This is a genomic window from Actinophytocola sp., assembly GCF_035942955.1.
GTDB lineage: Bacteria > Actinomycetota > Actinomycetes > Mycobacteriales > Pseudonocardiaceae > DASYTH01.
The window spans coordinates 14540-40167 of record NZ_DASZCQ010000233.1 but is presented as its reverse complement, the minus strand read 5'-3'; the positions used below and the strand labels follow the sequence as shown (position 1 = coordinate 40167).

27 protein-coding genes and 1 tRNA gene are annotated in these 25628 nt (G+C 70.3%); 16 read left to right on the top strand and 12 right to left on the bottom strand.

What is annotated here, in order from left to right; all coding sequences use genetic code 11:
• Positions 1–57 precede the first annotated feature (57 nt).
• From VGX25_RS24245 to VGX25_RS24225, 5 genes are all read left to right on the top strand, one after another.
• Positions 58–1071 carry an ABC transporter permease gene (locus tag VGX25_RS24245; protein WP_326920190.1) on the top strand — a complete coding sequence of 338 codons (1014 nt, stop codon included), beginning with the start codon at positions 58–60 and terminating at the stop codon, positions 1069–1071.
• Positions 1068–2174, top strand: a complete 1107-nt coding sequence (locus VGX25_RS24240; protein ID WP_326920189.1) for an ABC transporter ATP-binding protein — start codon at positions 1068–1070, stop codon at positions 2172–2174. Before VGX25_RS24245 ends, VGX25_RS24240 begins: the two co-directional genes overlap by 4 nt.
• Complete coding sequence (locus VGX25_RS24235; protein WP_326920188.1) at positions 2171–3259, top strand: dipeptide ABC transporter ATP-binding protein; 1089 nt, start codon at positions 2171–2173, stop codon at positions 3257–3259. Before VGX25_RS24240 ends, VGX25_RS24235 begins: the two co-directional genes overlap by 4 nt.
• Before the next feature lie 22 nt (positions 3260–3281).
• On the top strand, positions 3282–3923 hold the full coding sequence (locus tag VGX25_RS24230) for an NAD(P)H-binding protein (RefSeq protein WP_326920187.1): 642 nt from the start codon (positions 3282–3284) through the stop codon (positions 3921–3923).
• Positions 3924–4035: 112 nt separating this feature from the next.
• Positions 4036–5775, top strand: a complete 1740-nt coding sequence (locus VGX25_RS24225) for a hypothetical protein (protein WP_326920186.1) — start codon at positions 4036–4038, stop codon at positions 5773–5775.
• A gap of 74 nt (positions 5776–5849) precedes the next feature.
• Here the strand turns inward: VGX25_RS24225 and leuA are convergent, their stop codons facing one another.
• Positions 5850–7646: a 2-isopropylmalate synthase gene (gene leuA, locus VGX25_RS24220; protein WP_326920185.1), complete on the bottom strand. Its 1797-nt coding sequence runs from the start codon at positions 7644–7646 to the stop codon at positions 5850–5852.
• Between the two features lie 230 nt (positions 7647–7876).
• On the opposite strand from leuA, the gene VGX25_RS24215 reads away from it, so the two are divergent.
• The 3 genes from VGX25_RS24215 to VGX25_RS24205 all read left to right on the top strand — a co-directional run bounded on the left by VGX25_RS24215 (position 7877) and on the right by VGX25_RS24205 (position 9115).
• A complete protein-coding gene (locus VGX25_RS24215) occupies positions 7877–8167 on the top strand; it encodes a hypothetical protein (protein ID WP_326920184.1) in 291 nt (96 codons plus the stop codon).
• A gap of 26 nt (positions 8168–8193) precedes the next feature.
• Positions 8194–8508, top strand: coding sequence for a hypothetical protein (locus VGX25_RS24210; RefSeq protein WP_326920183.1), 315 nt, complete (start codon positions 8194–8196; stop codon positions 8506–8508).
• Between the two features lie 67 nt (positions 8509–8575).
• Positions 8576–9115 (top strand): DUF3800 domain-containing protein, encoded by a 540-nt coding sequence (locus VGX25_RS24205; protein ID WP_326920182.1) that lies wholly within the window; start codon positions 8576–8578, stop codon positions 9113–9115.
• Between the two features lie 109 nt (positions 9116–9224).
• Here VGX25_RS24205 and VGX25_RS24200 read toward each other — a convergent pair whose 3' ends face one another.
• Positions 9225–9812, bottom strand: a complete 588-nt coding sequence (locus tag VGX25_RS24200; RefSeq protein WP_326920181.1) for a nitroreductase family protein — start codon at positions 9810–9812, stop codon at positions 9225–9227.
• Positions 9812–11056: a hypothetical protein gene (locus VGX25_RS24195; RefSeq protein WP_326920180.1), complete on the bottom strand. Its 1245-nt coding sequence runs from the start codon at positions 11054–11056 to the stop codon at positions 9812–9814. The genes VGX25_RS24200 and VGX25_RS24195 overlap by 1 nt, the downstream gene beginning before the upstream one ends.
• Before the next feature lie 114 nt (positions 11057–11170).
• Here VGX25_RS24195 and VGX25_RS24190 point away from each other — a divergent pair, with 114 nt between their 5' ends.
• Positions 11171–12436 carry an aspartate kinase gene (locus tag VGX25_RS24190; protein ID WP_326920179.1) on the top strand — a complete coding sequence of 422 codons (1266 nt, stop codon included), beginning with the start codon at positions 11171–11173 and terminating at the stop codon, positions 12434–12436.
• A 2-nt stretch (positions 12437–12438) separates the two neighbouring features.
• Positions 12439–13494, top strand: coding sequence for an aspartate-semialdehyde dehydrogenase (locus VGX25_RS24185; protein ID WP_326920178.1), 1056 nt, complete (start codon positions 12439–12441; stop codon positions 13492–13494).
• Here VGX25_RS24185 and VGX25_RS24180 read toward each other — a convergent pair.
• Entirely contained in the window at positions 13464–14675 is a 1212-nt protein-coding gene (locus VGX25_RS24180) for an MFS transporter (protein ID WP_326920177.1), read from the bottom strand. The two genes, VGX25_RS24185 and VGX25_RS24180, sit on opposite strands and share 31 nt — an antisense overlap.
• Before the next feature lie 117 nt (positions 14676–14792).
• On the opposite strand from VGX25_RS24180, the gene VGX25_RS24175 reads away from it, so the two are divergent.
• From VGX25_RS24175 to VGX25_RS24165, 3 genes are all read left to right on the top strand, one after another.
• A complete protein-coding gene (locus VGX25_RS24175; protein ID WP_326920176.1) occupies positions 14793–15260 on the top strand; it encodes a Fur family transcriptional regulator in 468 nt (155 codons plus the stop codon).
• On the top strand, positions 15257–16705 hold the full coding sequence (locus VGX25_RS24170) for a catalase (RefSeq protein ID WP_326920175.1): 1449 nt from the start codon (positions 15257–15259) through the stop codon (positions 16703–16705). Before VGX25_RS24175 ends, VGX25_RS24170 begins: the two co-directional genes overlap by 4 nt.
• A 453-nt stretch (positions 16706–17158) precedes the next feature.
• Positions 17159–17806, top strand: coding sequence for a hypothetical protein (locus tag VGX25_RS24165; RefSeq protein ID WP_326920174.1), 648 nt, complete (start codon positions 17159–17161; stop codon positions 17804–17806).
• 42 nt (positions 17807–17848) lie between these two features.
• On the opposite strand, the gene VGX25_RS24160 is transcribed toward VGX25_RS24165, so the two are convergent.
• Complete coding sequence (locus tag VGX25_RS24160; protein ID WP_326920173.1) at positions 17849–18994, bottom strand: alpha/beta hydrolase; 1146 nt, start codon at positions 18992–18994, stop codon at positions 17849–17851.
• 27 nt (positions 18995–19021) lie between these two features.
• Positions 19022–19402, bottom strand: a complete 381-nt coding sequence (locus tag VGX25_RS24155; protein ID WP_326920172.1) for a DUF393 domain-containing protein — start codon at positions 19400–19402, stop codon at positions 19022–19024.
• A gap of 40 nt (positions 19403–19442) precedes the next feature.
• Here VGX25_RS24155 and VGX25_RS24150 point away from each other — a divergent pair, with 40 nt between their 5' ends.
• Positions 19443–20003, top strand: a complete 561-nt coding sequence (locus VGX25_RS24150) for an NAD(P)H-dependent oxidoreductase (protein WP_326920171.1) — start codon at positions 19443–19445, stop codon at positions 20001–20003.
• Positions 20004–20032: 29 nt separating this feature from the next.
• A complete protein-coding gene (locus VGX25_RS24145; protein WP_326920170.1) occupies positions 20033–20512 on the top strand; it encodes a DNA starvation/stationary phase protection protein in 480 nt (159 codons plus the stop codon).
• Between the two features lie 44 nt (positions 20513–20556).
• Here VGX25_RS24145 and VGX25_RS24140 read toward each other — a convergent pair whose 3' ends face one another.
• Together VGX25_RS24140 and VGX25_RS24135 are read right to left on the bottom strand one after the other, a co-directional pair.
• Positions 20557–22407, bottom strand: coding sequence for a S9 family peptidase (locus VGX25_RS24140; protein WP_414635940.1), 1851 nt, complete (start codon positions 22405–22407; stop codon positions 20557–20559).
• Positions 22395–23057 (bottom strand): TetR/AcrR family transcriptional regulator C-terminal domain-containing protein, encoded by a 663-nt coding sequence (locus tag VGX25_RS24135; protein ID WP_326920168.1) that lies wholly within the window; start codon positions 23055–23057, stop codon positions 22395–22397. Before VGX25_RS24135 ends, VGX25_RS24140 begins: the two co-directional genes overlap by 13 nt.
• A 94-nt stretch (positions 23058–23151) precedes the next feature.
• Here VGX25_RS24135 and VGX25_RS24130 point away from each other — a divergent pair, with 94 nt between their 5' ends.
• Positions 23152–24255 (top strand): ferritin-like domain-containing protein, encoded by a 1104-nt coding sequence (locus tag VGX25_RS24130; protein WP_326920167.1) that lies wholly within the window; start codon positions 23152–23154, stop codon positions 24253–24255.
• On the opposite strand, the gene VGX25_RS24125 is transcribed toward VGX25_RS24130, so the two are convergent.
• From VGX25_RS24125 to VGX25_RS24110, 4 genes are all read right to left on the bottom strand, one after another.
• Entirely contained in the window at positions 24252–24620 is a 369-nt protein-coding gene (locus VGX25_RS24125) for a DUF6401 family natural product biosynthesis protein (RefSeq protein WP_326920166.1), read from the bottom strand. The genes VGX25_RS24130 and VGX25_RS24125 overlap by 4 nt on opposite strands.
• A gap of 46 nt (positions 24621–24666) precedes the next feature.
• The gene (locus VGX25_RS24120) at positions 24667–25161 is read right to left on the bottom strand and encodes a pyridoxamine 5'-phosphate oxidase family protein (protein WP_326920165.1); all 495 of its coding nucleotides are present in this window, start codon (positions 25159–25161) and stop codon (positions 24667–24669) included.
• 5 nt (positions 25162–25166) lie between these two features.
• On the bottom strand, positions 25167–25379 hold the full coding sequence (locus VGX25_RS24115; protein ID WP_326920164.1) for a KTSC domain-containing protein: 213 nt from the start codon (positions 25377–25379) through the stop codon (positions 25167–25169).
• Between the two features lie 160 nt (positions 25380–25539).
• Positions 25540–25613 (bottom strand) — tRNA-Pro (locus VGX25_RS24110).
• Between the last annotated feature and the right edge of the window lie 15 nt (positions 25614–25628).

Sequence of the window (25628 nt, the reverse complement as noted above, 5' to 3'; positions counted from 1 at the left end):
GCCCGCGGAGCGATCCGCGGGCCGGCCACCTCCGCCGTACCAGATGGGCGTGAACCTGTGATCACCTACATCATCCGGCGCCTGATGGCGGCGGTGCTCCTGCTGTTCGTGGTGAGCGCCGTGACGTTCTCGATCTTCTACGTGGTGCCGAAGATCATCGGCGGCACGCCGGAGACGATCGCCACCCGGTACGTCGGGCGGGCGGCCACCGCCGAGACGGTCAAGGTGACCGCCGAACGGCTCGGCTTCTACGATCCGGTCGTCGTGCAGTACGGCAACTGGGTCAAGGGAATCTTCGCCGGCGCCGAGTACGACTATGGCGCCGGCGTCGAGCAGTGCCCGGCGCCCTGCCTCGGCTACTCGTTCGTCACGCGCCGACCGGTGTGGCCGGAGCTGCTGGACCGCGCGCCGGTGACCATCTCGCTGGCGATCGGCGCGGCGATCATCTGGGTGCTCGCGGGGGTGCTGACCGGTGTGGTGTCCGCCCTGCGCAGGGGGTCCTTCCTCGATCGCGCCGCGATGGGTGTCGCGCTGGCCGGGGTGTCCCTACCGATCTTCTACACCGGCCTGATGTCGCTGGTGATCTTCAGCTACACGCTGGGCTGGACCGCCCAGGGCGGCAGCTTCACGCCGTTCTTCCAGAATCCGGCGGAATGGGCGTACGCGTTGATCCTGCCCTGGATCACCCTGGCTTTCCTGTTCTCCGCCCAGTACGCCCGGCTGACCAGAGCCGGCATGCTCGAGACCATGGGCGAGGACTACATCCGCACCGCGCGGGCGAAAGGCCTGCCCGAGCGCACGGTCGTGGTCAAGCACGGACTGCGCGGCGCGCTCACCCCGATCCTCACCATCTTCGGCCTCGACGTGGGCCTGCTGCTCGGTGGTGCCGTGCTGACCGAGAGCACGTTCGGCCTGCACGGCCTCGGAAAGTACGCGATTGACGCGATCTTGGGCAATGACCTGCCCAAGGTGATGGGCGTGGTGCTGCTGGCGACGACCTTCGTCGTGATCGCCAACCTGGTCGTGGACCTGATGTACGCCGTCGTCGACCCGAGGGTGCGTAAAGCGTGAGCCAGATTCCGGAGGAACCGCTCGGCGACGCGGTGGACACCTACGTCGACCCGGTGGCCGCCGAGGCGGAGCCGCCCGCCACCCGTACCGCCTTCCTCGAGGTGCGCGACCTGCGGGTGCACTTTCCGACCGACGACGGCGTGGTCAAGTCCGTCGACGGGCTGTCGTTCCATCTCGACCGCGGCCGCACGCTCGGCATCGTGGGGGAGTCCGGCTCGGGCAAGAGCGTGACCAGCCTGTCGATCATGGGCCTGCACAAGGAGGGCACCGCCCGCATCTCCGGGGAGATCCTGCTCAACGGGGAGAACCTGGTCGGGGCCAGCGCCGAGCGGGTGCGCTCGTTGCGGGGCAACGACATGGCGATGATCTTCCAGGATCCACTGTCGGCCATGCACCCGTACTACACGGTGGGCAACCAGATCATCGAGGCGTACCGGATCCACCACAAGGTCAGCAAGCAGGTGGCCCGCAAGCACGCCATCGAGATGCTCGACCGGGTCGGCATTCCGCAGGCGAGCACGCGGGTGGACGACTACCCGCACCAGTTCTCCGGCGGCATGCGCCAGCGGGCCATGATCGCGATGGCGCTGTCCTGCGACCCCGACCTGCTGATCGCCGACGAGCCGACCACCGCGCTCGACGTCACCGTGCAGGCCCAGATCCTCGACCTGATCCGCGACCTGCAGCAGGACTTCAACTCCGCGGTCATCATCATCACCCACGACCTCGGCGTGGTCGCCGAGCTTGCCGACGACATCCTGGTGATGTACGCCGGCAAGGCCGTGGAGTACGGGCGGGCGCACGAGATCTTCAACGCCCCGCAGCACCCGTACACCTGGGGCCTGCTCGGCTCGATGCCGCGGCTGGACCGGGAGCGCTCCGAGCGCCTGCTGCCGATCAAGGGCACGCCGCCCAGCCTGATCAACGTCCCGCCCGGCTGCCCGTTCCACCCGCGCTGCGCCTACGCCGGGCTCAACGGCGGGGCGAGCGAGACCGAGGTGCCCGAGCTGCGCGACGTGGGCGATCACCACTTCATCGCCTGCCACCTGTCCGCCGAGGACCGGATGCGGATCTGGGACACCGAGATCAAGCCGAAGCTATGAGGGACGAGACCTTGACGACCGTTCAGGACCAGACGGCTCCGGCCGAGCCTCGGCTCGGTGAGGAGATTCTCGCGGTCTCCGGGCTGCAGAAGCACTTCCCGGTCCGCAAGGGACTGCTGCAGCGCCAGGTCGCCGCGGTGCAGGCGGTCGACGGGCTGGACTTCACCGTCACCATGGGCGAGACGCTGTCGCTGGTCGGGGAGTCCGGCTGCGGCAAGACGACCACCGGGCGGCTGCTCACCCGCCTGCTCGAGCCCACCGGCGGCAAGATCGTCTTCGAGGGTCGGGACATCACGCACATCTCGCTGCGGGCGATGCGACCGCTGCGCCGGGACGTGCAGATGATCTTCCAGGACCCGTACTCGTCGCTGAACCCGCGGCACACCGTCGGCACGATCGTCGGCGCGCCGTTCCGGCTGCAGAAGGTGAAGACCGACCACGGCATCAAGCGGGCCGTGCAGGAACTGCTCGAGCTGGTCGGGCTCAACCCGGAGCACTACAACCGCTACCCGCACGAGTTCTCCGGCGGCCAGCGCCAGCGCATCGGCATCGCCCGGACGCTTGCGTTGCGCCCCAAGCTGATCGTCGCCGACGAGCCGGTGTCCGCTTTGGACGTCTCGATCCAGGCCCAAGTGATCAACCTGCTCGACGATCTGCAGAACGAGCTCAACCTGACCTACGTGATGATCGCGCACGACCTGTCAGTGGTGCGGCACGTCTCGGACCGGGTCGCGGTCATGTACCTCGGCAAGATCGTGGAGCTGGCCGGGCGGACCGCGCTGTACGAGCGGCCGATGCACCCGTACACGGTGGCGCTGCTGTCCGCGGTGCCGATCCCCGACCCGGAGCGGCGCACCAAGCGCGAACGCATCCGGCTGCAGGGCGACGTGCCCAGCCCGCTCAACCCGCCGCCGGCCTGCCGGTTCCACACCCGGTGCTGGAAGGCGCAGGAGGTCTGCAGGACCGAGGAGCCGCCGCTGGTCGACCTGGCGCCTGGGCACAAGGTGGCCTGCCACTTCCCGGAGAACCAGGAAGCGATCACCGTGCTTCCGGTCGGCCCGGTCGAGGAGCCGGTCGACTCCTAGCCCGCACTCGTAGGCTGCATGTGTGGTCATCACCGTGCTCGGCGCCTCCGGCCGGACCGGACGGCACGTCGTGCGGTTGCTCGGCAGGTGGGGGCACACGGTGCGGGCCGGGTTGCGCAACCGGCGGCGCGGCGAGTCGGTCGCCGGGCTGGCGGCGATTCCGGTCGTCACCGATCTGACCGCGGATCCGGACGAATTGGTCGACGCGTTCGCCGGGTCGGACGTCGTGATCAACTGCGCCGGTGCGGCCGACCCCGACCCGGCCGCGGTGAACCTGATCGACCGGGACGGCGCCATCGCCGCGATCCGGGCCGCCGAGCGCGCCGGGGTCCCGCGCTTCGTGCAGCTGTCCGCCATGTTCGCCGACTCCCCCGACCAGGGTGACCGGCTGGTGCGCTCGATCCTGTACGCCAAGCAGATCTCCGACAGCATGCTGAGCCGGTCCAGTCTGGTGTGGACGGTGGTGCGGGCGGCCACGCTGACCGACGAGCCGGGCACCGGCCGGATCGCCGCCGCCGGCCACCTCGACGCAGGGCGGATCCCGCGGGAGGACGTGGCCGCGGTGATCCTCGGCTGCCTCATCGAGGCGCGCACCGAGAACCGCGGCTTCGACGTGCGCTCCGGCGATCTCCCCGTCGCCGCCGCCCTGTCCACCCTCGATTGACCGCGTGTCGGCGCCCGGCGTCAGCACGACTCGGTAACTCCCGTCATTCCGGCCGTCTCCCGGTGTCCTTTGGGACGCAGCGCCTTACCCGGTGCAATGAGGAGATGGTCACATGCGCATCCCACGCTTAACCGCTGCGCTCGCCACTGCCGCCTGCCTCGCCGCCTTCGCGGTACCCGCCGCCGGTCAACCCGGCGGCGACTCGCGCGTGACGGTCGGCAGCCCGGCGACGGGTTTCTCGCAGAACAAGCAGAACGAGCCGCAGGTCGCGGTCAACTGGGTGCAACCGAATCTCGTCGTCGCGGGGGCGAACGACAACATCGACCTTGAGCTGTGCAACGCCGGCGCGCCCAACACCTGCCCGTTCACCCCCGGTGTCGGTGTCACCGGCGTCAGCTTCTCGACCAACGGCGGGCAGACCTGGACGCAGCCGACCTACACCGGCCTGACCGCCCGGCACTGCGTGGGCCCGGCCGAGTGCGTCCCGCAGATCGGCCCGATCGGCACGCTGCCGCGCTACGTCGAGGGCGGGCTGGCCTCCAACGGCGACCCGGCCATGGTGTGGGGCCCGGCGCCGGACGGCAACGGCGGGTTCTCCTGGGCCCGGCAGCGGTTGTACTTCGCCAACCTGGTCAGCCACGTGCCCGGCACCGACACCTTCCCCGGGCCGGTCGCGATCGGCGTCTCCCGGCTCGACTCCGACCGGTTCGCGGCCGCCATCGCCGGCGACAACAACGCCTGGCACGCCCCCGTGCTGATCAGCCGGCAGAGCGAGACCACGTTCTCGGACAAGGAGGAGATCTGGGCCGACAACGTCGAGTCGAGCCCGTTCTTCGGCCGGGCGTACGTCTGCAACGTCGCCTTCCGCTCCAACGGATCCGGCGCGGAGCCGCTGATGGTGGCCACCTCCACCGACGGCGGTGACACCTGGCGGCAGCGGCAGATCACGCCCGCCACCAACAACGTGCAGACCGGCGGGCGGCAGGGCTGCACGCTGCGCACCGACAGCAGCGGCGTGGTGTACGTGTTCTGGGCCGGCACCGAGCTGCCCAGCCGCGACTCGGTGATCCTGATGTCGCGGTCGTTCAACGGCGGCGCCAACTGGGAACGCGGCCGCGTGGTGGCACGCACCGTCGACGTCGGGCTGTTCGACCCGAACCAGGGCCGGCTGACCTTCGACGGCATCGCCGGCGCGCGCACCTCCACGTTCCCCAGCGCGGACATCGCCAACGGCGCGCCGTTCGGCACCGCAAGGGGCGGGCCGCAGCCGCCGAACACGGTGGTGGTGACCTTCCCGCGCGGGCCGACCCCGTCCGACGCCGCACCCGGCCCGAACGAGACGGCGCCCGTGGTGTTCTCCACCAACCAGGGCGCCAGCTTCAGCACCCTGGTGGCCAACGCGGCCGCGGCCGGCGACCGGCCCAACTTCCCGGCCGTGGCCATCTCGCCGGACGGCGGCGACGTCTACGTCGTCTACAACGCGCACCTGGTGCCGTGGCAGTCGACGACCGCGACGGCCCGCCCGACGCAGGGTGTGCTGCGGCACATCCAGGTGTCCACCAGGGCGGTGACCGACCTGCACCGGGCCGCGGTCGGTGACGTCCGCGGATCCTCGGCCAACGGCCTGATCTCCGGGTTCTTCGGCGACTACAACTACGTGGTGGCCACGAACGACCGGGCCGTCGCGGTGTGGAACGACGTCCGCAACGCCGCGGTGTGCCCGGCTATCAACGCCTACCGGCAGGCGCTGGCCAACGGGCAGGCCGCGGTGGCGCCGGCGCCGAACACCGACTGCCCGGGCACCTTCGGCAACACCGACATCTTCGGCGGCAGTTTCGCCGATCCCAGCTAACCGGCGAGGGATGCAGTCGGCCTCTTCACCGAACATCGCCCCCGGTCAGGGTGAAGAGGCCGGCTGCATCCCGCTCAGCGGTGGGCGCGGTTGATCGCCGACACGACGGCCCGCAGGGACGCGGTGACGATCGAGCTGTCCACGCCGACGCCCCACAGGACCCGGTCGCCGATCGTGCACTCCACGTAGGCCGCGGCGCGCGCGTCGTCGCCGGCGGTGAGGGCGTGCTCGGTGTAGTCCAGCACCCGGGTGTCGTAGCCGACGCTGGCCAGGGCGTCGACGAACGCCGCAATCGGGCCGTTGCCGGTGCCGGTGATCTCGTGCTCGTCGCCCTCGACCTCGACGTGCGCCACGATCTCGTCGTGCCCGGCGGCGTCGTCGGCGATCCGGTAGCGGCGCAGCACGAGCGGTGTGCGGGGCTCGAGGTACTCGGTGGAGAACGTGTCCCACATCTGCTTCGGCGAGACCTCGCCGCCCTCGGTGTCGGTGTGCCGCTGGATCACCTGGGAGAACTCGATCTGGAGCCGGCGCGGCAGGTCGAGGTGGTGCTCGGTCTTCATGATGTAGGCGACGCCGCCCTTGCCGGACTGCGAGTTGACCCTGATCACCGCCTCGTAGGTGCGGCCGACGTCCTTGGGGTCGATCGGCAGGTACGGCACCTCCCAGTCGTGCTCGTCGACCGGCACCCCGGCGCGCTGGGCGTCGGCGCGCAGCGCGTCGAAGCCCTTGTTGATCGCGTCCTGGTGGCTGCCGGAGAACGCGGTGAACACCAGGTCCCCGCCCCACGGGTGGCGCTCGCCGACCGGTAGCTGGTTGCAGTACTCCACGGTGCGGCGGATCTCGTCGATGTCGGAGAAGTCGATCTGCGGGTCGATGCCCTGGCTGAACAGGTTCATGCCCAGCGTGACCAGGCAGACGTTGCCGGTCCGCTCCCCGTTGCCGAACAGGCAGCCCTCGATCCGGTCGGCCCCCGCCTGGTAGCCCAGCTCGGCCGCGGCCACCGCGGTGCCCCGGTCGTTGTGCGGGTGCAGCGACAGCACGACCGCGTCGCGGCGCTCCAGGTTGCGGTGCATCCACTCGATGGAGTCCGCGTACACGTTGGGGGTGGCCATCTCCACGGTCGCCGGCAGGTTGACGATCACCGGGCGCTCCGGGGTCGGCTGCCAGATCTCGGTGACCGCGTTGCACACCTCCAGCGCGTAGGACAGCTCGGTCCCGGTGTACGACTCCGGCGAGTACTCGAACCGCAGGTCGGTGTCGGAGTACTTGCCGGCGTACTCCAGCACCATCTCCGCCGCCGAGGTGGCGATCTTCTTGATGCCCTCGCGCTCCTCCCGGAACACCACCCGGCGCTGCAGGATCGACGTGGAGTTGTAGATGTGCACGATCGCCTTGTGCGCGCCGGCAATCGACTCGAAGGTGCGCTCGATCAGCTCCGGACGGCACTGGCTGAGCACCTGGATCGTGACGTCCTCCGGGACCGCGTCGTCGACGATGATCTCCCGGACGAAGTCGAAGTCGGTCTGGCTGGCCGCCGGGAAGCCGACCTCGATCTCCTTGTAGCCCATGCGAACCAGCAGGTCGAACATGCGCCGCTTGCGGGCCGGCGACATCGGGTCGATCAGCGCCTGGTTGCCGTCGCGCAGATCGACGGCGCACCACTGCGGCGCCTTCGTGATCCGTTTGTCCGGCCAGGTGCGGTCCGGCAGCGTCACCGGCTCGACCAGCTCGGGGTAGGGCTTGTACCGGTGCACCGGCATCGAGCTGCCGCGCTGCGTGTTCCACACCGGCTGGTCGGCGGGCGCGGGGCGGGAGGGGGTGCGGATGCGGCTGGCCGCGGAGGTGTATACGTCGGGGTTTGTGGTGGTCATCAGTGCTCTCCTTGGTGGGCGACGAGGATGACCGGCGGCAACACGTCGCTCCGCGGCGGGGAGCCGGTCAGGTCAGGCCCCGTCGCGGCAGCGAAGCAGGAGAGCACGCGCCACGGGCGTCAGAGTAGCCAACCCGCGGCGGCCCTTGGAATCCATGTCCACATACTGGACGAACCGGGTGCGCTCACCACCCTGTTTCGACCGTGGTGCTGGCGGGAATCCATCAAGACATGACTACCTATCATCGAAGGTCGTACGGCAACGTCGCCGCCCGGGTCATCGCCGGAGTCGGCGCGCTGTTCGCCGTCATCGAGGTCATCTACATCCTGCTGGTGCTGTTCGGGGCCAACGCCGGGAACGCGTTCTTCCGGTTCATGCAGTCGATCGCCGAGCCCCTCGCGCTGTTCTTCCCCGGGCTGTTCCCGATCGACAACCCGAACCTCTCGGTGATCGTCAACTACGGCCTCGCCGCCGTGTTCTGGCTCGTCGTCACCGGTTTGATCGCCCGTCTGGTCGACTGACCCAAGCTCGTGTCAAACTGCCAGGCATGGCCGACGACACCGCACAATCCACGCGGGTTGTCGGCCTGCTGGCCACCCTGGTCCGCTGGGTCGGCCTGGTCATCGCCCTGATCCTGGCCATCCACGTGCTGCTGACGATCGGCAACGCCAACCCGGCCAACTGGATCACCGACTTCTTCCGCACCTGGGCCGACCCCTTCGCCCTCGGCTTCAAGGACCTGTTCCTCAGCAACCCCGGCGACGACCCCAAACTCCGCGTCCTGGTCAACTACGGCCTCGCCGCCCTCTTCTGGCTCGTCGGCTCCAACATCCTCTCCCGCCTCATTCGCCGCCTCGCCTGACCACCGGGCCATTCGGCCCAGCGGCGTGTCCCCGATCGGCCGCCTCCTCATCCCGCACGATGTCCCGGTGACCGTGCACGCCTTCGTCGACGAGTCCGCAAGGAACGGGCGCTACCTGATCGCCGCCGCCATCGTGAAGCCAGCGGAAGTCAGCCGGCTCCGGCGATCGATGTCCCAGTTCCTCCTGCCCGGCCAGCGAGAGCTGCACTTCAAGAAGGAGAAGCCGACGCGCCGCCGGCAGCGTGCGGACGCGATGGCCCGGCTGCCGGTCGAAGTGCGTCTCTACTCCCACGCCTGGCACCGGTACGACGAACCGGTCCGCCAGGCGTGCATGGCCCGCCTGGTCCGCGACCTGCTCGATCGCAATGCGCAGCGGTTGGTCATCGACAGTCGCAGCAACAAGGATGTCCATGACGAGCGGACCCTGCGTCGGCTGCTCGGACCGCACCCGAGCACGAGCCTGCTCGTGTACGAGCACCTGGACAGCACGAGTGAGTCGTTGCTCTGGATCGCCGATGTCGTCGCCTGGTGTCATGGAGCCGGCGCGGAGTGGCGCAAGCGCGTCGACCCGATCACTGCCGCCGTGATGGACCTTGATCGGCCCTGAACGGCGCGAAGCCCGTGAATGCGACCGTCCGGACGCATCACGGGCTCACTTCCGCAGCCTACGGGGCCTTGGCACCACCATGCTACCAAACCCCTCCACCACCCCCACCTCAAAACGCCGGCCTGCCCCATTCGCCGGTGAAGGCGATCTGGTTGAGGGGGAGGCGGCGGCGGGGGGCGAGCTCCTTGGCTTTGAGGGGGTCGGGCAGGGCGTCGGGGGAGCCGGGTCGGCCGATCGCGATCACGGCGAGGGGTCGGACGTCGTCGGGGAGCGCGAAGACCAGGCGGGCGCCCTCGGTGTTGAAGCCGCCCATCTGGTGCGCCACCAGGCCCTCGGCGACGGCCTGGAGGACCAGGTTCTCGCTGGCCAGGCCCACGCCGTACTCGGCGTGCGGGATCGTGCCCTTCTCGTTGACGGTCACCGCGCAGGCCAGCAGCAGCACCGCCGCCGCGCCGGCCCACGTCTTGTTCCCGCGGTTGAGCAGGTCGAAGATGCGCGCGTAGGTGTCGTCGCCGCGCCGGCCGACGAGGTACCGCGCCGGCTGGGTGTTGCCGTCGGACGGGGCCCAGCGGGCGGCCTCGAGCAGGGCGCGCAGTGAGCGCTCGCCGACCTCACCCGACGGGTCGAGGGCACGCGGGCTCCAGCGCGCCGCGATGATCGGGTGCAGCTCGACGCTGGATTCCGCGGACTTGTCCATCAGATCGCGTAGCTCCAGGCGGTGATCGCATATGCCCCGAACCAGGCGCTGGCGACGGCGAGCCCGCAGAGCGTCAGCACCATGGTCGAGGTGCGGCGTTTGGCCAGATTGATCGCGATCGGGATGAGCAGCGTGAACGCCGGCACCATGAGCCGGATCTTGGAGTTCATCAGCCCGCTGGACGCCAGGTCCATGGTCAGCACGCCGATGCCGTACACCAGCAGCGGCCACTCCACCCGGCGCACGACGCAGATCACCGCCAGCACCAGCGCGACGATGATCAAGCCGATCGTGGCGAACTCGTACGCCTCCCGGCGCACGCCGGTCAGCACCTCGACGGCGAAGTCCCAGGTGGCCACGCCGCCGTCGAACCCGGAGTTCCAGCCGTTCTGCTGCACGGTGAACCAGGCGTTCCAGGCACCAAGCTGCGCGCCCACCCAGGCCAGGTACCCGATCAGCCCGACCGGCGCGAGCACCCCGCCGACCCACGGCCGCCAGCCGTCCCGCCGGGTGACCACGGCCACCAGCACGGCCAGACCCACGGCGAGCACCAGCGCCGCAGCCGTCGGCCGCACCAGGCCGGCGAGCCCGCAGCACACGCCGGCCAGCACCCAGCGCCGCTCGAGCACCCCGACCAGCGACCAGACGGCGAGCGCGCAGAACATCGCCTCGGAGTAGGCCATCGACAGCACGATCGCCATCGGGGACGCGGCGAACAGCGCCACCAGCACGAGCCCGACCCGGCGCGAGCCGCCCCTGATCTGCCTGCCCAGCCTGGCAAGGCCGTACGCGCAGAGCACCCCGGAGACGATGGTGACGGTGAAGGCCGCGGTCAGCACGCCGATCCCGCCGGGGCCGTCGATGCCCGCCAGCCAGCGCGCCGCGGTCGGGTAGCCGGGGAAGAACGCCATCGGCGTTGCGCTCGAGTAGTCCCCGTTCGCGTCGCGCAACGTGCTCGGCACGTTGCCGTAGCCGGCGGCGGCGATGTAGTAGAACCACCAGCCGTCCCACGAGCGCAGCTTGTCGACCATCGAGACGTCGGTGACCGCGCTCATCCAGGTCAGCACGAGCAGGCTGAGCTCGCGGATGCCCAGATAGATGATGGCCGGCGCCAGGACGCCGCCGACCCGGCGGACCGTCCACTCCGAACGGATCCGGTCCAGGAAGGTGGGTCGCGCGACCGGCTCGGTGTCGGCGGCGCGCTCGGCCGGCTCGCTGACTCGCGTCAGTTCCGTCGCCGACACCCTTCGGATCCTCCCGCCACCGCCGTCTGCAGCTACAGACTAGGCGGTCGTGATAACCGGGGGTCAATCAACCGCAGGTACCCTGCGGGCAGCGAGTCGAGGAGGTTGCACGCGGTGGCGCTCGTCGTCCAGAAATACGGTGGTTCCTCGCTGGAGAACGCCGATCGCATCAAACGGGTGGCCGAGCGCATCGTGGCCACGCGCAAGGCGGGCGACGAGGTGGTCGTGGTCTGCTCGGCGATGGGCGACACCACCGACGAGCTGACCGACCTGGCCCAGCAGGTGAACCCGGTCCCGCCGGAGCGCGAGATGGACATGCTGCTCACCGCGGGCGAGCGGATCTCGAACTCGTTGGTGGCCATGGCGATCAGCGCGCTCGGCGCCGAGGCCCGGTCGTTCTCCGGCTCGCAGGCCGGGGTGATCACCACGTCCGCGCACGGCAACGCCCGGATCATCGACGTCACCCCGGGTCGGGTGCTGCAGGCGTTGGAGCAGGGCTACATCGTGCTGGTGGCCGGCTTCCAGGGGGTCGCCCAGGACACCAAGGACATCACCACGCTCGGCCGGGGCGGCTCGGACGCCACCGCGGTCGCGCTGGCCGCGGCGCTCAACGCCGACGTCTGCGAGATCTACACCGACGTGGACGGCGTCTACACCGCCGACCCGCGGATCGTCGGCAACGCGAAACGACTTGACCGGGTGACCTACGAGGAGATGCTGGAGATGGCGGCCGGCGGGGCGAAGGTGCTCATGCTCCGCTGCGTGGAGTACGCCCGGCGGTACGGCGTCCCGATCCACGTCCGCTCTTCGTACAACAACAAGCCCGGGACGCTGGTGTCCGGCTCAGTGGAGGACCTTGCCGTGGAACAGGCGATGATCACCGGCGTTGCGCACGACCGGTCCGAGGCCAAGATCACCGTGACCGGGGTGCCGGACCACGCCGGCGTGGCGGCCCGGATCTTCCGGGTGGTCGCCGACGCCGAGATCGACATCGACATGGTGCTGCAGAACGTGTCCAGCACCGCGTCCGGCCGCACCGACATCACGTTCACGCTGTCGAAGGACAACGGGCCCAAGGCCGTCGCCGCGCTGGAGAAGATCAAGCCGGAGGTCGGGTTCCACGCCGTGCTCTACGACGACCACGTCGGCAAGGTGTCCCTGGTCGGCGCCGGCATGCGCTCGCACCCCGGGGTCACCGCGACGTTCTGCGAGGCGCTGGCCAAGGTCGGCGTGAACATCGACATCATCAACACCTCCGAGATCCGGATCTCGGTGCTGATCAGGGACACGGAGTTGGACGAGGCGGTGCGCGCGATCCACGAGGCGTTCGGCCTCGGTGGCGAGGAGCAGGCCGTCGTGTACGCGGGAACGGGGCGATGAGGATGGCACCCACGCTGGCGCTGGTCGGCGCCACCGGAGCGGTCGGCACGGTGATGATCGACATCCTGAACGAGCGGCCGTCCTGGCCGTGGGGCGCGGTCCGGCTGATCGCCTCCCCGCGCTCGGCCGGCAGGCGGATCACCGTTCGCGGCGAGGAGCTGACCGTCCAGGCGTTGGCGCCCGAGGTGTTCGACGGCGTGGACGTGGCGATGTTCGACGTGCCGGACGAGGTCTCCGCGCAGTGGGCGCCGATCGCGGCCGAGCGGGGCGCGGTGGCCGTGGACAACTCGGGCGCGTTCCGCATGGATCCCGACGTGCCGCTCGTGGTGCCCGAGGTGAACCCGGACAAGATCGCCGAACGCCCCCGCGGGATCATCGCCAACCCCAACTGCACGACCCTGTCGATGATGGCCGCGCTCGGCGCCCTGCACCGCGCGTTCACGCTGCGGGAGCTGGTGGTCGCGTCCTACCAGGCCGCATCCGGCGCCGGTCAGGCCGGCGTGGACCGGCTCTACGCCGAGCTGGCCGCGGTCGCCGGCCAGCAGGTCGGGGTGCGCGGCGGGGACGTGGAGAAGACCCTCGCCGCCTCCGGGCTGTCCCTTGTGGACTCGCCGTTCCCGGCGCCGCTGGCGCTGAACGTGATCCCGTCCGCCGGGTCCTACAAGGGGGACGGCTGGTTCTCCGAGGAGCTCAAGGTCCGCAACGAGTCCCGCAAGATCCTCGGCATCCCCGATCTCAAGGTCTCGGCCACCTGCGTCCGCGTCCCGGTCGTGACGACCCATTCCCTTGCGGTGCACGCCACGTTCGCCGCCCCCGTCTCGGTCGCCGACGCCCACCGGGTGTTCGCCGCCCAGCCGTCGATCGTGCTCGTCGACGACCCGGCCGCCGGGCGCTTCCCCACCCCGGCCGACGTGGTCGGCGGCGACCCCACCTACGTCGGCCGCGTCCGGCAGGCCATGGACTTCCCCAACACGCTGGACTTCTTCGTGTGCGGCGACAACCTGCGCAAGGGTGCCGCGCTGAACACCTACGAGATCGCCGAGGCCCTCGCCTCCTGATCGCGGGTCGTACCCTCGGGCGACCGAGTCGTACGCGCGAGCAACAAGGAGACGGCGGCAACCAGGACGCCCCCCAGCCCGGCCGTGGCGAAGCCCCAACCCGGGGCGGAGTGGTCGACGACGAAGCCGACGACCGGCGCGCCGATGGCCGCGCCGACGGTGAAGGCCGAGCTCTGCAGGCCGGTGGCCACGCCGCGGACGGCCGCCGGGGCCAGGCGGGCGACCTCCTCACCGGTCGCGGCGATGGTCGGCGCGCACAGGCCGGCGGCGGGGACCAGCGCGAGCGCGAGCACCCACCACTCGACGCCGACCAGGCCGATCGGGATGGTCAGCATGCCGAGCAGGGCCATCAGGGTGACCTGGTTGAGCGAGCGGTTCGCGGCGCCGTAGACCAGGCCGCCGATGGCCGAGGCGAACGACCAGACGACGACCACCAGCCCGGTCCACTCGAGCTCGCCGTTCGCCCGCAGCTGCGCGACGATCGTGACCTCGGTGCCGGCCAGCACGAACACCGCGCCGACCCCGACCACGAGCACGCCGATCAGGCGCGGGGTGAGCCACTCGCGGCGTGCCGGCCGGACGCCGTCGAAGTCGGCCCGCTCCTGCTCGCTGCGCACCGCCGGGTTGACGACGAACAGCGCCAGCCCGACGGCGGCGACCCCGATGGCCATCGCGGACATGGCGGTGGCGGTGGAGAACTGGGTGGCCAGGAACACGGCCACGGCCGGACCGACCATGAAGCTCAGCTCGGTGGACACCGAGTCCATCGAGTACGCGGTGCGGCGCAGCTCCTGGGGCACCAGCGCGGCGATGGCCTGCCGGCCGATCGACATGGCGGGCAGCACGAGGAACCCGCCGACCAGCGCGGCGACCAGCAGCAGGTGGTAGGGCATCCACCGGGCGGCCAGCCAGAACACCGACTCGCCGACGGCGGTCAGCACCAGCATCGGCCGCAGCCCGTAGCGGTCGACGATCCGGCCCATCACCACGGCGCCGGCCGCGATGGCAATCGTCGCGGCGGCTCCCACCAGGCCGGCGGCACCATAGCCTCGGCTAAGTCCGACCGCAACGTGTAACGTCAAAATCATGCCCGCGGCCGACATCGGGATCCGCGCGAAGAAGATCAAGATCATCAGCGTGCGGATACCGGGCAGCGCTAGCGTCCGGCGGTAGAGCTGCATTGCCCGATGTCACCTCCCGTGGGTCCCTGCTGGCTACCAACCTACGGGTGACCACCGACAGGATCACCCGACCGTTATCTTGACTCATTCCAGAAAACCTGGTGGGGTGGACGGGCGATGATGAACCAGGGGCTGGGCCGGCTCGAGCCGCGCGAACAACTTCGGGCCGTCGGACTGCGGGTGACCGCGCCGCGGCTAGCGGTACTCGACTGGCTCACGACACATCCGCATGCGACGGCCGATCAGATCGCAGCGGGTGTGCGAGAGCGGCTCGATTCCGTGTCCACGCAAGCGATTTACGATGTTCTCAACGCGTGCACGAAGGCCAAGCTGCTACGGCGGATCGAGCCGGCAGGACACCCCGCGCGGTTCGAGACCCGGACCGCGGACAACCACCATCACCTGGTCTGCCGCAGGTGCGACCGGACCGAGGACGTCGACTGCGTCGTCGGGTTCGCGCCGTGCCTGGAACCCTCCAGCGCCCTCGGGTTCGTGGTGGACGAGGCGGAAGTGGTGTTCTGGGGCCTGTGCCCAGCCTGCGCCGCCAACCCGTCCGCCCGCCAGAACGAGGAGACGTATACGTGACCGAGCCGCTGCCCACCACCAACAACGTGGGCATACCCGTCGCCAGCGACAACGACTCGCTGACCCTGGGAAGCAATGGCCCGATCCTGCTGCAGGACCACTACCTGATCGAGAAGAACGCCCAGTTCAACCGGGAGCGCGTGCCCGAGCGTGTCGTACATGCCAAGGGCGGCGGCGCCTTCGGCTTCCTCGAGGTGACCGAGGACGTCAGCCAGTTCACCAAGGCCGCGGTGTTCCAGCCGGGCACGCGCACGCTGAGCGTCGCGCGGTTCTCCACCGTCGCCGGGGAGAACGGCTCGCCGGACACCTGGCGCGACCCGCGCGGGTTCGCTGTGAAGTTCTACACCACCCAGGGCAACTACGACATCGTCGGCAACAACACCCCGGTGTTCTTCATCCGGGACCCCATCAAGTTCCCGGACTTCATCCGCTCGCAGAAGCGCCGCGCGGACAACCACCTGCGGGACAACAACATGCAGTGGGACTTCTGGACGCTGCGTCCGGAGTCGGCCCACCAGGTGACCTGGCTGATGGGCGACCGCGGCATCCCGTCGAGCTGGCGCCACATGAACGGCTACGGCTCACACACCTACCTGTGGCAAAACGCCGGCGGCGAGAAGTTCTGGGTCAAGTACCACTTCAAGACCGACCAGGGCATCGGCTACCTCACGCAGGCCGACGCCGACCGCATCGCCGGTGAGGACGCCGATTACCACATCCGCGACCTGTACAACGCGATCCAGTCGGGCAACCACCCGAGCTGGACGCTGTACGTGCAGGTCATGCCGCACGACGAGGCGGCCGACTACCGGTTCAACCCGTTCGACCTGACCAAGGTCTGGCCGCACGGCGACTACCCGCTGATCAAGATCGGGCGCTGGGTGCTCAACCGCAACCCAGAGAACTATTTCGCCCAGATCGAGCAGGCCTCGTTCGAGCCGTCCAACCTGGTGCCGGGCATCGGCCCGTCGCCGGACAAGATGCTGCTCGGCCGGCTGTTCTCCTACCCGGACGCGCACCGGTACCGGATCGGCACGAACTACGCGCAGCTGCCGGTCAACCAGCCGACGTCGCCGGTGAACAGCTACAGCAAGGACGGCGCGATGCGCTACCGGAACCCGACCGACCCGGTGTACGCGCCCAACACCTACGGCGGGCCGCACGCCGACCCGGTGCTGGCGGGCGAGACCGCGTCGGCCTACGGGGCGACCGGCGAGGTGCTGCGCACGGCCTACACGCTGCACGCCGAGGACGACGACTTCGGCCAGCCGGGCACGCTGGTGCGGCACGTGATGGACGACGCCCAGCGGGCCCGCCTGGTCGGCAACGTCGCCGGGCACCTGCGCAACGGGGTGTCCGAACCGGTGCTCGACCGGGCCTTCGAGTACTGGCGCAACATCGACAAGGAGCTCGGCGACAAGATCGTCGAGGCGGTCAAGGCCTGACACCCGGCAGACCGAGGGCGGCCACTGTCCTAGTTGGACTGTGGCCGCCTCTGCGTGTGAGGGCTTACCGGCGCCGAGGCTGGGCCGATGGCCCGCCGAGGGGTCGGTGTCCGCCGACCGGCGGCCGGCATCGTCGAGTAGTGCTTCCAGTGCTGCCCTCACCTTGAATCCAACACTGTCAAGCGGACCCACCGACGTCGAGCCGAAGAACCCTCGTTCGGGTGATCGGAGCCCGTTCGGACCATGCCTGTGGATCATGCTCCGGCGAGTGATCAACTCACCGTGCACCGCCATCACCCGACCGATTCCCCCCGGCCGCGCCCTTTCGATACGGCTCATTCACGCATTGCGAATGGAAAATCGTCGTGTAACAGCCACCTCTGGCGCATCTTCTGTCACACGCGCACGATGGTTTCTGGAAGGGGTTCGCAGGTCCTTAAGGAGGAATCGCGAATGAAGAGCCGACGCGTGAAAATCATCGTCGCCACGGTTATCGGCGGCATTGTCGGTATGGCGTGCGGTGGAATAGCCACGGCCAGCGCCGCCGATCACCACAAGCCCACGACGCACACCGCGGCCGCGCAGCTGCAGCGGCTGCACGACCAGCTCGAGGCCGCGCTGTCCGGCAAGGACGTGAGCAAGGTCCGCACGTCGGTCGACAAGCTGCGCCCGATCCTCGGTCAGCTCAAGTCCGCGCCGCTCGAGCGGGCCGCCCAGGCGCAGACGTACAAGGCCGACACGCTGGCCGCAAGGGCCCAGCGCAACCTGCTTCCGGGTCTGCCCGACCCGCTCGCGCTGGTCACCGACCTGCTGACGACCCTGCTGTCGACGATCATGGACCTGGTCTCCGGCCTGCTCGGCGGCCTGCCGGTCCCGCTGCCGCCGCTCGGCGACCTGCCGCTGCCGTTGCCGCTTCCGCTGCCCGGCGCGCCGAGCGACGACGCGCCCGCGCCGGAGGAGCCCGGTGGCCTGCCGCTGCCGCTTCCGCTGCCCGGCGGCGAGCAGCCGCCGGCCGACACCCCGCAGGCGCCGGACGCCCCGGGCGCTCCTGGCGCTCCCGCGGAGCCCCTGCTGCCCGGCCTGCCGCTGCCGCTGCCCTGATTTCGACAGCCGATTTCGGTCGATAAATCGCGGTAACCCGACTCAATGCCCCGGAGTCGGGTTACCGCGTTCTTTCTGCGCCTTGGCCGGTGAATTCGGCGGCGTGCCGAACAGATCGGCGGCCTTGTGCGAACGCAGCACGAGCCCGGTGCGAAGTGCCCCGGCGGCCTCGGCCAGTGCCTCCCGGAACCGCCGGCCGACACCCGTGAAGCTGGCGAACCCGTGAATGAGATCGGCGTGGCGGTTGAGCACGACCGGCACGCCGGCCTCGGCCAGCCGCCGCGCGTACGCCTCGCCCTCGTCGCGCAGCGGGTCGAACCCGGCCGTGGCCACGTACGTCGGCGGCAGCCCGCGCAGGTCGTCGGCGAGCAGCGGCGACGCCAGCGGATCCGACCGCCGGTCCGGCTCGGGACAGTAGTGGCCGAGGAACCAGGTGATGTCCTCGTCGGTCAGGAAGAAGCCCTCGGCGAACAGGTCCCTCGACGGGTGCCGGTGCGCCATGTCGGTCCCCGGGTAGATCAGCAGCTGGAAGGCCGGCCGGGGGCCGCCCGAGCGCAGCGCCTGGTACGACGTCACCGCGGCCAGGTTGCCGCCCGCGCTGTCCCCGCCGACCGCGATCGCCGAGGCGTCCACGGCCAGCTCGCCGGCGTGCCGGGCGGCGTACTCGAACGCCCGCAGCGCGTCGGCCGGCGCCGCCGGGAAGGGATGCTCGGGAGCCAGCCGGTAGTCCACCGACAGCACCCGCACCCCGGCGTGCGTGGCCAGGAACCGGCACAGGTTGTCGTGCGTGTCGACGCTGCAGATGACCCAGCCGCCGCCGTGGTAGTAGACCAGCAGCGGCGAGCCCTCGGCCAGGCCCTCCGGCGTGTAGAGCCGGGCGGGGATCGCGCCGTCGTCACCCGGGATCAGCAGCTCGCGCACCCGGACCGGCTGGATCACCGGCCCGCTGATCAGCCCACCCGCCGCCTCGGCGTTGCGCCGGGCCTGAGCCACGGTGCCCTCGGTGAGCCGGGTCTCGGTCATCCGGGACACCCGCAGCAGGAGCTGGGCATCCAGGGCGAGCTCGTTGCCGTCGATGCGGATCGGCGGTCCGGCGATCACCCGGCGCAGCGGCTCCGGGAGGGCGTACAGCGCGCGTACCGCGGCGCTCTGGATCCCGATGGGCAGCCGGCTCATCGCCTTGGACATCACGCCTCCCGCAGCTCGCCGCCGAGACTAGCGGCAGGTGTCCGGATGTGCGGTGCACCACGGCGTGGTGCCGGGCAGGCGGTGCCGGTTGGCCGACACCCACCGGTAGACCGCGTCCTGCACCTTCCGCATGCCGGGCGCCCGGTACAGCCGCAGCGGGAGCGGCGTGCCGAGGGCCGCGGACAGGGCGGCGTTGACCGCGTGGGCGCCCGAGTACCGCGCCCCGTCGTCGTCGAGCCAGTAGACCTCGGCGGCCAGGGCGTCGCGGCCGACCCCGGCCCGCTCGGGGACTCCGGGATGCTGGTACGGCACGGTGCTCATCCGGTGCCGGCGGTCCAGCTTCACCAGCAGGTTCCGGCTGCGGGTGCAGAACCCGCACTCCCCGTCGAAGATCAGAGTTCCGCCCATGCGTTCCATGGTTCCACGCCGGTGGGGGAGGATCGGATGCATGACCGCAGTGCGCGTGGTGGGGATCGGTGGTTCGCTCCGGCCGGACTCGCAGTCCGAGCGGGCCCTGCGCATCGCGCTGGCCGGCGCCGAGGAGGCCGGCGCGAAGATCATCACGATCACCGGGGCCGACCTCGTGCTGCCGTTCTACGACCCGTCCCTGGCCGAGCGCCCGGCCGGCGCGCTGAACCTGGTCGAGGAGCTGCGGCACGCCGACGGCGTCGTGCTGGTCTCACCCGGCTACCACGGCACGATCTCCGGGCTGGTCAAGAACGCCCTTGACTACCTGGAGGACCTGCGCGGCGACGACCGCGTCTACCTCGACGGGCGCGCGGTCGGCTGCGTGGCGGCGGCCAACGGCTGGCAGGCCGCAGTGACCACGCTGTCCGCGCTGCGCTCGATCGTGCACGCACTGCGCGGCTGGCCGACGCCGCTCGGCGCGGCGATCAACTCGGCCCAGGTGTCGTTCGACGAGTACGGCGAATGCTCCGACCCGCAGGTGGCGCTGAGCCTGCGCACGATCGGGCGACAGGTGGTCGAGTTCGCGCTCGCGCGCGGTTGACGCGCGGCGGGGTCGGGTATCCGACGCCCATGACCAAACCGATCTCCAGCCCACTCAACGAGGACGACCGGCAGACCATCGGCGCGATCCTGCAGAGCACGCTCGCCGAGCTGATCGACCTCAGCCTGATCGGCAAGCAGGCCCACTGGAACGTCGTCGGGCGGCAGTTCCGCAGCGTGCATCTGCACCTCGACGAGCTCGTCGCGATGGCGCGGACGCACACCGACGAGGTGGCCGAGCGGGCCGCGGCGATCGGCGTAGCACCGAACGGCAAGGCCCGCACCGTCGCGGAAACGTCCGGCCTGTCGGGGTTTCCGGACGGCTGGACGTCCGATGTGGACACCGTCGAGGCGATCGTCGCCGTGCTCGGTGAGCTGATCAAGCGGCTGCGCATGCGGATCGACGAGGCCGACAAGTCCGATCTGGTCACCCAGGACCTGCTGATCGAGGTCGTCAAGGACCTGGAGCAGCAGCACTGGATGTGGCAAGCCCAGCAGGCCGGTGCCTGACGGGTCGCTCCCGCGAGGCCGACCACCCGGCCTCGCGTCCGCTCCTAGACCATTCCCAGCACCCGCCGGGCGAAGTGCACCTCGACGGCCGTCTGCTTGATCGTCTCGGCGACGACGAGCGAGCCGTGGCCGGCCTCGTACCGGTACACCTCGTAGCGCGCCTCGCGCTCGGCCAGCCGGTCGAGGTAGTTGTCGATCTGCCGGATCGGGCACCGCGGGTCGTTCTCCCCGGCCAGGATCAGCACCGGCGCCCGCACCCGGTCCACGTACGTGATCGGCGAGCACTCGACGTAGCGGTCGCGCACCTCGTCCGGCGAGCCGCCGAACAGCGACCGGTCGAAGGCCCGCAGCGGCTCCATCTCGTCGGCGTAGGCGGCCAGGTAGTCGGCCACCGGCACCCCGGCGACGCCGGCGGCCCACAGCTTCGGCTGAACGCCGAGCGCGAGCAGGGTCAGGTAGCCGCCCCAGGACGCCCCGGTGACCACGCATCTGGCCGGATCGGCCAGCCCCTTGTCCACCACCCAGGCGTGCACCGCGGCCACGTCGTCCAGCTCGGTCAGCCCCGGCCGGCCCTCGCTGGCGTCGCGCCACGCGGAGCCGTAGCCGGTGGAGCCGCGGTAGTTCACGTGCACCACGGCGAAGCCGGCGTCCAGCCAGACCGCGCGGTAGGCCGAGTAGCGGTCCTCGTCGGCCGAGTGCGGCCCGCCGTGCAGGCAGAACACGGTCGGCAGCGCGGTGTCCGCCGCGCCGGGCGGGCGGGCGATCAGGGCGTGCACCGTGCCGTCGCCCGACGGCACGAACGCGTCCTCGAGGTCGACCGAGCCGGGGGCCGGGCCGCCCTCGGGCTCCAGCAGCACGCGCTCGGTGCCGTCGGTGTACAGCGCGCGGACCACGGACGGGGCGGCGGCGCTCGACCAGACGTACTCGACGGTGCCGTCCGGGCGCACGCTGGCGCCCGCGATCGTCCCACGTGGAATGTCTAATTTGGTCAGCTCACCGGTCTCCACGTCGTAGCGGTGCGCGGTGTCGCGCACCTCGTGGGTCTGGACGACGAGAATCGACCGGCCGTCCGGATACCACGCCCCGGTCAGCTCGCCTGGCAGGTCGATGGCCAGCTCGGTCTCGGAGTCCACGGCGACGTCCCAGATCATCAGCTCGTCGCGGCCGCCGCGCTCGTGCACCACGAGGAGTCGCTGATCCCCGGGCACCGGGCTGAAGCCGATCGCGTTGAGGCCCTTGCCCTTGCCGTCCCACTTCTCCGCGACCACGGCGCCGTCGGCCACCGACACCACGCGCAGCGCCGGATGACGGTTGTCGCCGTGCTCGGAGTGGGCGATCGCGAGCAGGGTCTCGTCCCGGGACAGCGCGGACACGTCGGCGTCGTGGGCGTTGGCGTAGATCACCTCGGCGGGCCCGCCGTTGCGGGCCAGGAAGATCGTCGTGCCGTCGTCGGTGGACACGCCGACGGCGTGGATCTCGTGGCCCACCTCGATTCCGGCCGGGTATCCGGGAATCGCGCCGGTGACGCCCGGATCGGGCGCGCTGTCCGCCGCGCGGCCGGCGAACGGCTCGCTCACCCAGCTGCCGAACTCGTTGCCGTCGGTGTCGTCGAACCACCAGATGCGCTCGCCGTCGTCGCTGATGGTCGCGTACCAGGTGCCGTTTGGCCGGTCGGTCACCTTGCGGTGGATGTCGGTCGCGCGGTCCCACGCGTAGATCTCCCACACCCCGCTGGCGTTGGACCGGTACAGGTTGCGGTCCGGCGCGTCCTTCGCCCAGTGCGGCAGCGACATGCGCACGGCGGTGAACCGGGCCCGCCACCTGGCCTCGGCGTCCTGGTCGGCGAAGAGGGTGTCCGGCACCTCGGCCGCGGGATGGACCTTCACCCCTTCCATCCTGCCGTATGCGGCGACGTTCGGGGGAGGGCGTCCAGCGCGCTGATCAGCAGGTCCAACCCGAACTCGAAGTCGGCCTCCGAGTCGTGCTCGGCCAGCGCCGGCAGCAGCTCGCGCACGTTGACCAGGCCGGCCGCGTCCAGCTCGGCGGTGGTGACCAGCGGGCGGTCCTCCGAGGCCCACTGCGCCTCGGTCTGGCTGGCCTCGTGCACGAGGCAGCCGAGCACGTAGTTGACCACCGCGCGCATCACCCGGACCGCCGCCGGGCCGTCGAACCCGGCGGCCCGCGCGATGCCGAGGGCCAGCTCGACCGGGCGCAGCCCGGCCGCGGAGTTGGGCTGCCGGCTGACCACGACCATCACGCTTCTCGGGTAGCGGTGGGCGATGTCGCGGAACGTGCGCGCCATCGACCGGGCGGCCTCCCGCCAGTCTGGGATGTCACTGTCCGCGGCGAACTCCAGCTCGGCCAGAATGTGCTCGGCGACCGCGTCGAGCAGCGCCGCCTTGTGCGGCACGTGGTTGTACAGCGACATCGCGCCGGTGCCGAGCTCGGCGGCCAGCCGGCGCATCGAGACGGCGTTGACCCCGTCGCGCTCGATCAGCTCGATCGCCGTGCGCACGATCCGGTTCCGGCTCAGCGGGCCGCCCACATTCACCTCCCGGATGGCTTGACGACGTACATCGTACGTGCGACGGTGGTCACACGTACGCTGTACGTCGCGATGGTGTTCGGGAGGCCGCCAGATGTCCACCGACGAGCTGTACATTCTCCCCTCCGCCCAGGACTGGACGATCGGCGCCGCGGGCACCACCCGCTTCGACTGGGACTATGCCGACGGTCGCGAGAAACTGCTTGCCCTGTACCAGAAGGGCAAGGACAAGCAGTGGGACGCGGAGAAGCGCATCGACTGGGACATCGAGGTCGATCCGTACGACGCGCTCGGCCTGCCCGACGAGACGATCGCCATTCACGGCACGCGCTACTGGGACGCCATGAGTGAGCGCGAGCACGCCGAGCTGCGCCGGCACATCTGCTCCTGGCAGTTCTCCCAGTTCCTGCACGGCGAGCAGGGCGCGATGATCACCGCCGCGCGGATCGTGGAGACCGTGCCCGACCTGGACGCGAAGTTCTACTCCGCCACCCAGACCATGGACGAGGCCCGGCACGCCGAGCTGTACAGCCGGTTCCTGCGCGAGAAGATCGGCATGCTGTACCCGATCAACGACCAGCTGCAGGCCTTGCTCAAAGACACCCTGACCGACTCCCGCTGGGACATGCCCTACCTCGGCATGCAGGTGCTCATCGAGGGCCTCGCCCTTGCCGCGTTCGGGCTGCTGCGCGACATGACCACCAAGCCCCTGCCCAAGCAGCTGCTCGCGTACGTGATGCAGGACGAGGCCCGGCACGTCGCCTTCGGCCGCCTCACCCTGCGCGACTACTACAAGCAGCTCACCGACGCCGAGCGCCGCGAGCGCGAGGACTTCGTGATCGAGGGTTGCTACCTGATGCGCGACCGCATCCGCGGGTACGAGATCTGGCAGAACTTCGGGATCGACCACAAGGAGATCAAGCCTCTCGTCGACCAGGCCCCGTACCTGCAGGCCTTCCGCAAGCTGCTGTTCAGCCGCATCGTCCCGTGCGTGCGCGACATCGGCCTGTGGGGCGAGCGCCTGCAGCGCGCCTACGTCGACATGGGCGTTCTCGAGATGGGCGACGCCAGCCTGGACCGGCTGATGCGCCAGGACGAGGACATCGCCGAGGCCGTCGACGCCGAGCGCTTCCGCGCCGAGGAAGAGGCCCGCAAGGCCGAGGTGCACGAGGCCATCGCGCTCGGCGCGGCCGACTAACTGTCCACAGTAGATCTATCAAGCCCGCTGGCGAGCGCGCACACCCCGATGAGCCGCACCGTGGTCCAGTCGGCGCGGGCCCACCCGCTCGCGGTGCCCGGCAGCTCCAGCCGCCACCCCTGCTGCCGCGCCTGATCAAGCACCCCGCGCGCGTACTCGGCCAGCAGCACCGCCGTGGCCACCGCCGCCGACCCCTCCACCCCCATCGCCACGATGTCCCGAACCGCCGCCGAATGCTGATCGATCGACGCCAGCAGGGCCGGCACGGCCGTGGCCGCCGCCAACCCGAAGACCCCGACCCGATCCGTCAGCCGCGTCAGGTACCGGCGCGCCGACCACTCCGCGAACATGTCCGAAAAAGCCATGCGCGCCACTATGCATGACGCCGCTGGCGTCGCGGTAGCGGGTTCGCTACACCGTAACCTCGGTCCGGTGGTCGACGGCCCGACCGTGCTCGGCACACGGCCGCCCGGCCTCCCTCGGGCACACCATCGAATACCGCGACACCGTCGCCCGGTACAACCGGTACTCCGCGGGCGGGCTCACCTCCGCGACGTCGAAGTCGCGCAGCCCGTGCTCCGCCGGGTCGGCGAACCGCCCGTTGTACACCGCCAGCCCGCCGGCCACCTCGTCCGGCGCCACCTGCCCGGCCAGCGCCTCCATATACACCGCCCGCCCACTCCCCGGCCGCTGCCGCGAGTCGAACACCACGATGCTCAGCTTCGGCCGCACCGCGATGTTCCGCGAGTGGATCACCTCCGGCGACGAGATCCAGTAGAACTCCGCATATCCCGCCGACGCGCAGTACACCGGCGACACCCACGGCTCCCCGTCCGCGTCCGCCGTCCCGAGCACCATGTACAACGTCTCGTCGATGATCTCCCGCGCCACCGCCCCGAGATCCATGCCCCCTACCTCACCTGCCGAGCCGGATACCGGTCCCGCACCTTCTCGTTGAAGTACCGCCCGAAGCTCGGCGCCTCCCTGAGCTCCCGGTACACCGCATGCGGCACCACAAAGTACCGGTACACCCGATCATTGTGGAACTCGATCTCCAACACCTGATTGCTCCGGTCATACCCCACCGACCGCACCACCGAGGATTCGACAGGCTCACGCCGCATACCGGCCCCCAATAAGTCCAATTGGGCTGGTCCAGAACCAACGCCCCAGCCCCGCAAACGCAACAAGCTAGCACGGTGGGGGTTTGGGGGCTCGGCCCCCAGAACAAAGAACGACCGATCCCCGTTCGCGCTTTCCGCGAACAGGGATCGGCCGGATCGGTCGGGGTGACAGGATTTGAACCTGCGACCTCTTCGTCCCGAACGAAGCGCGCTACCAAGCTGCGCCACACCCCGAGGGACCCGTGAAGT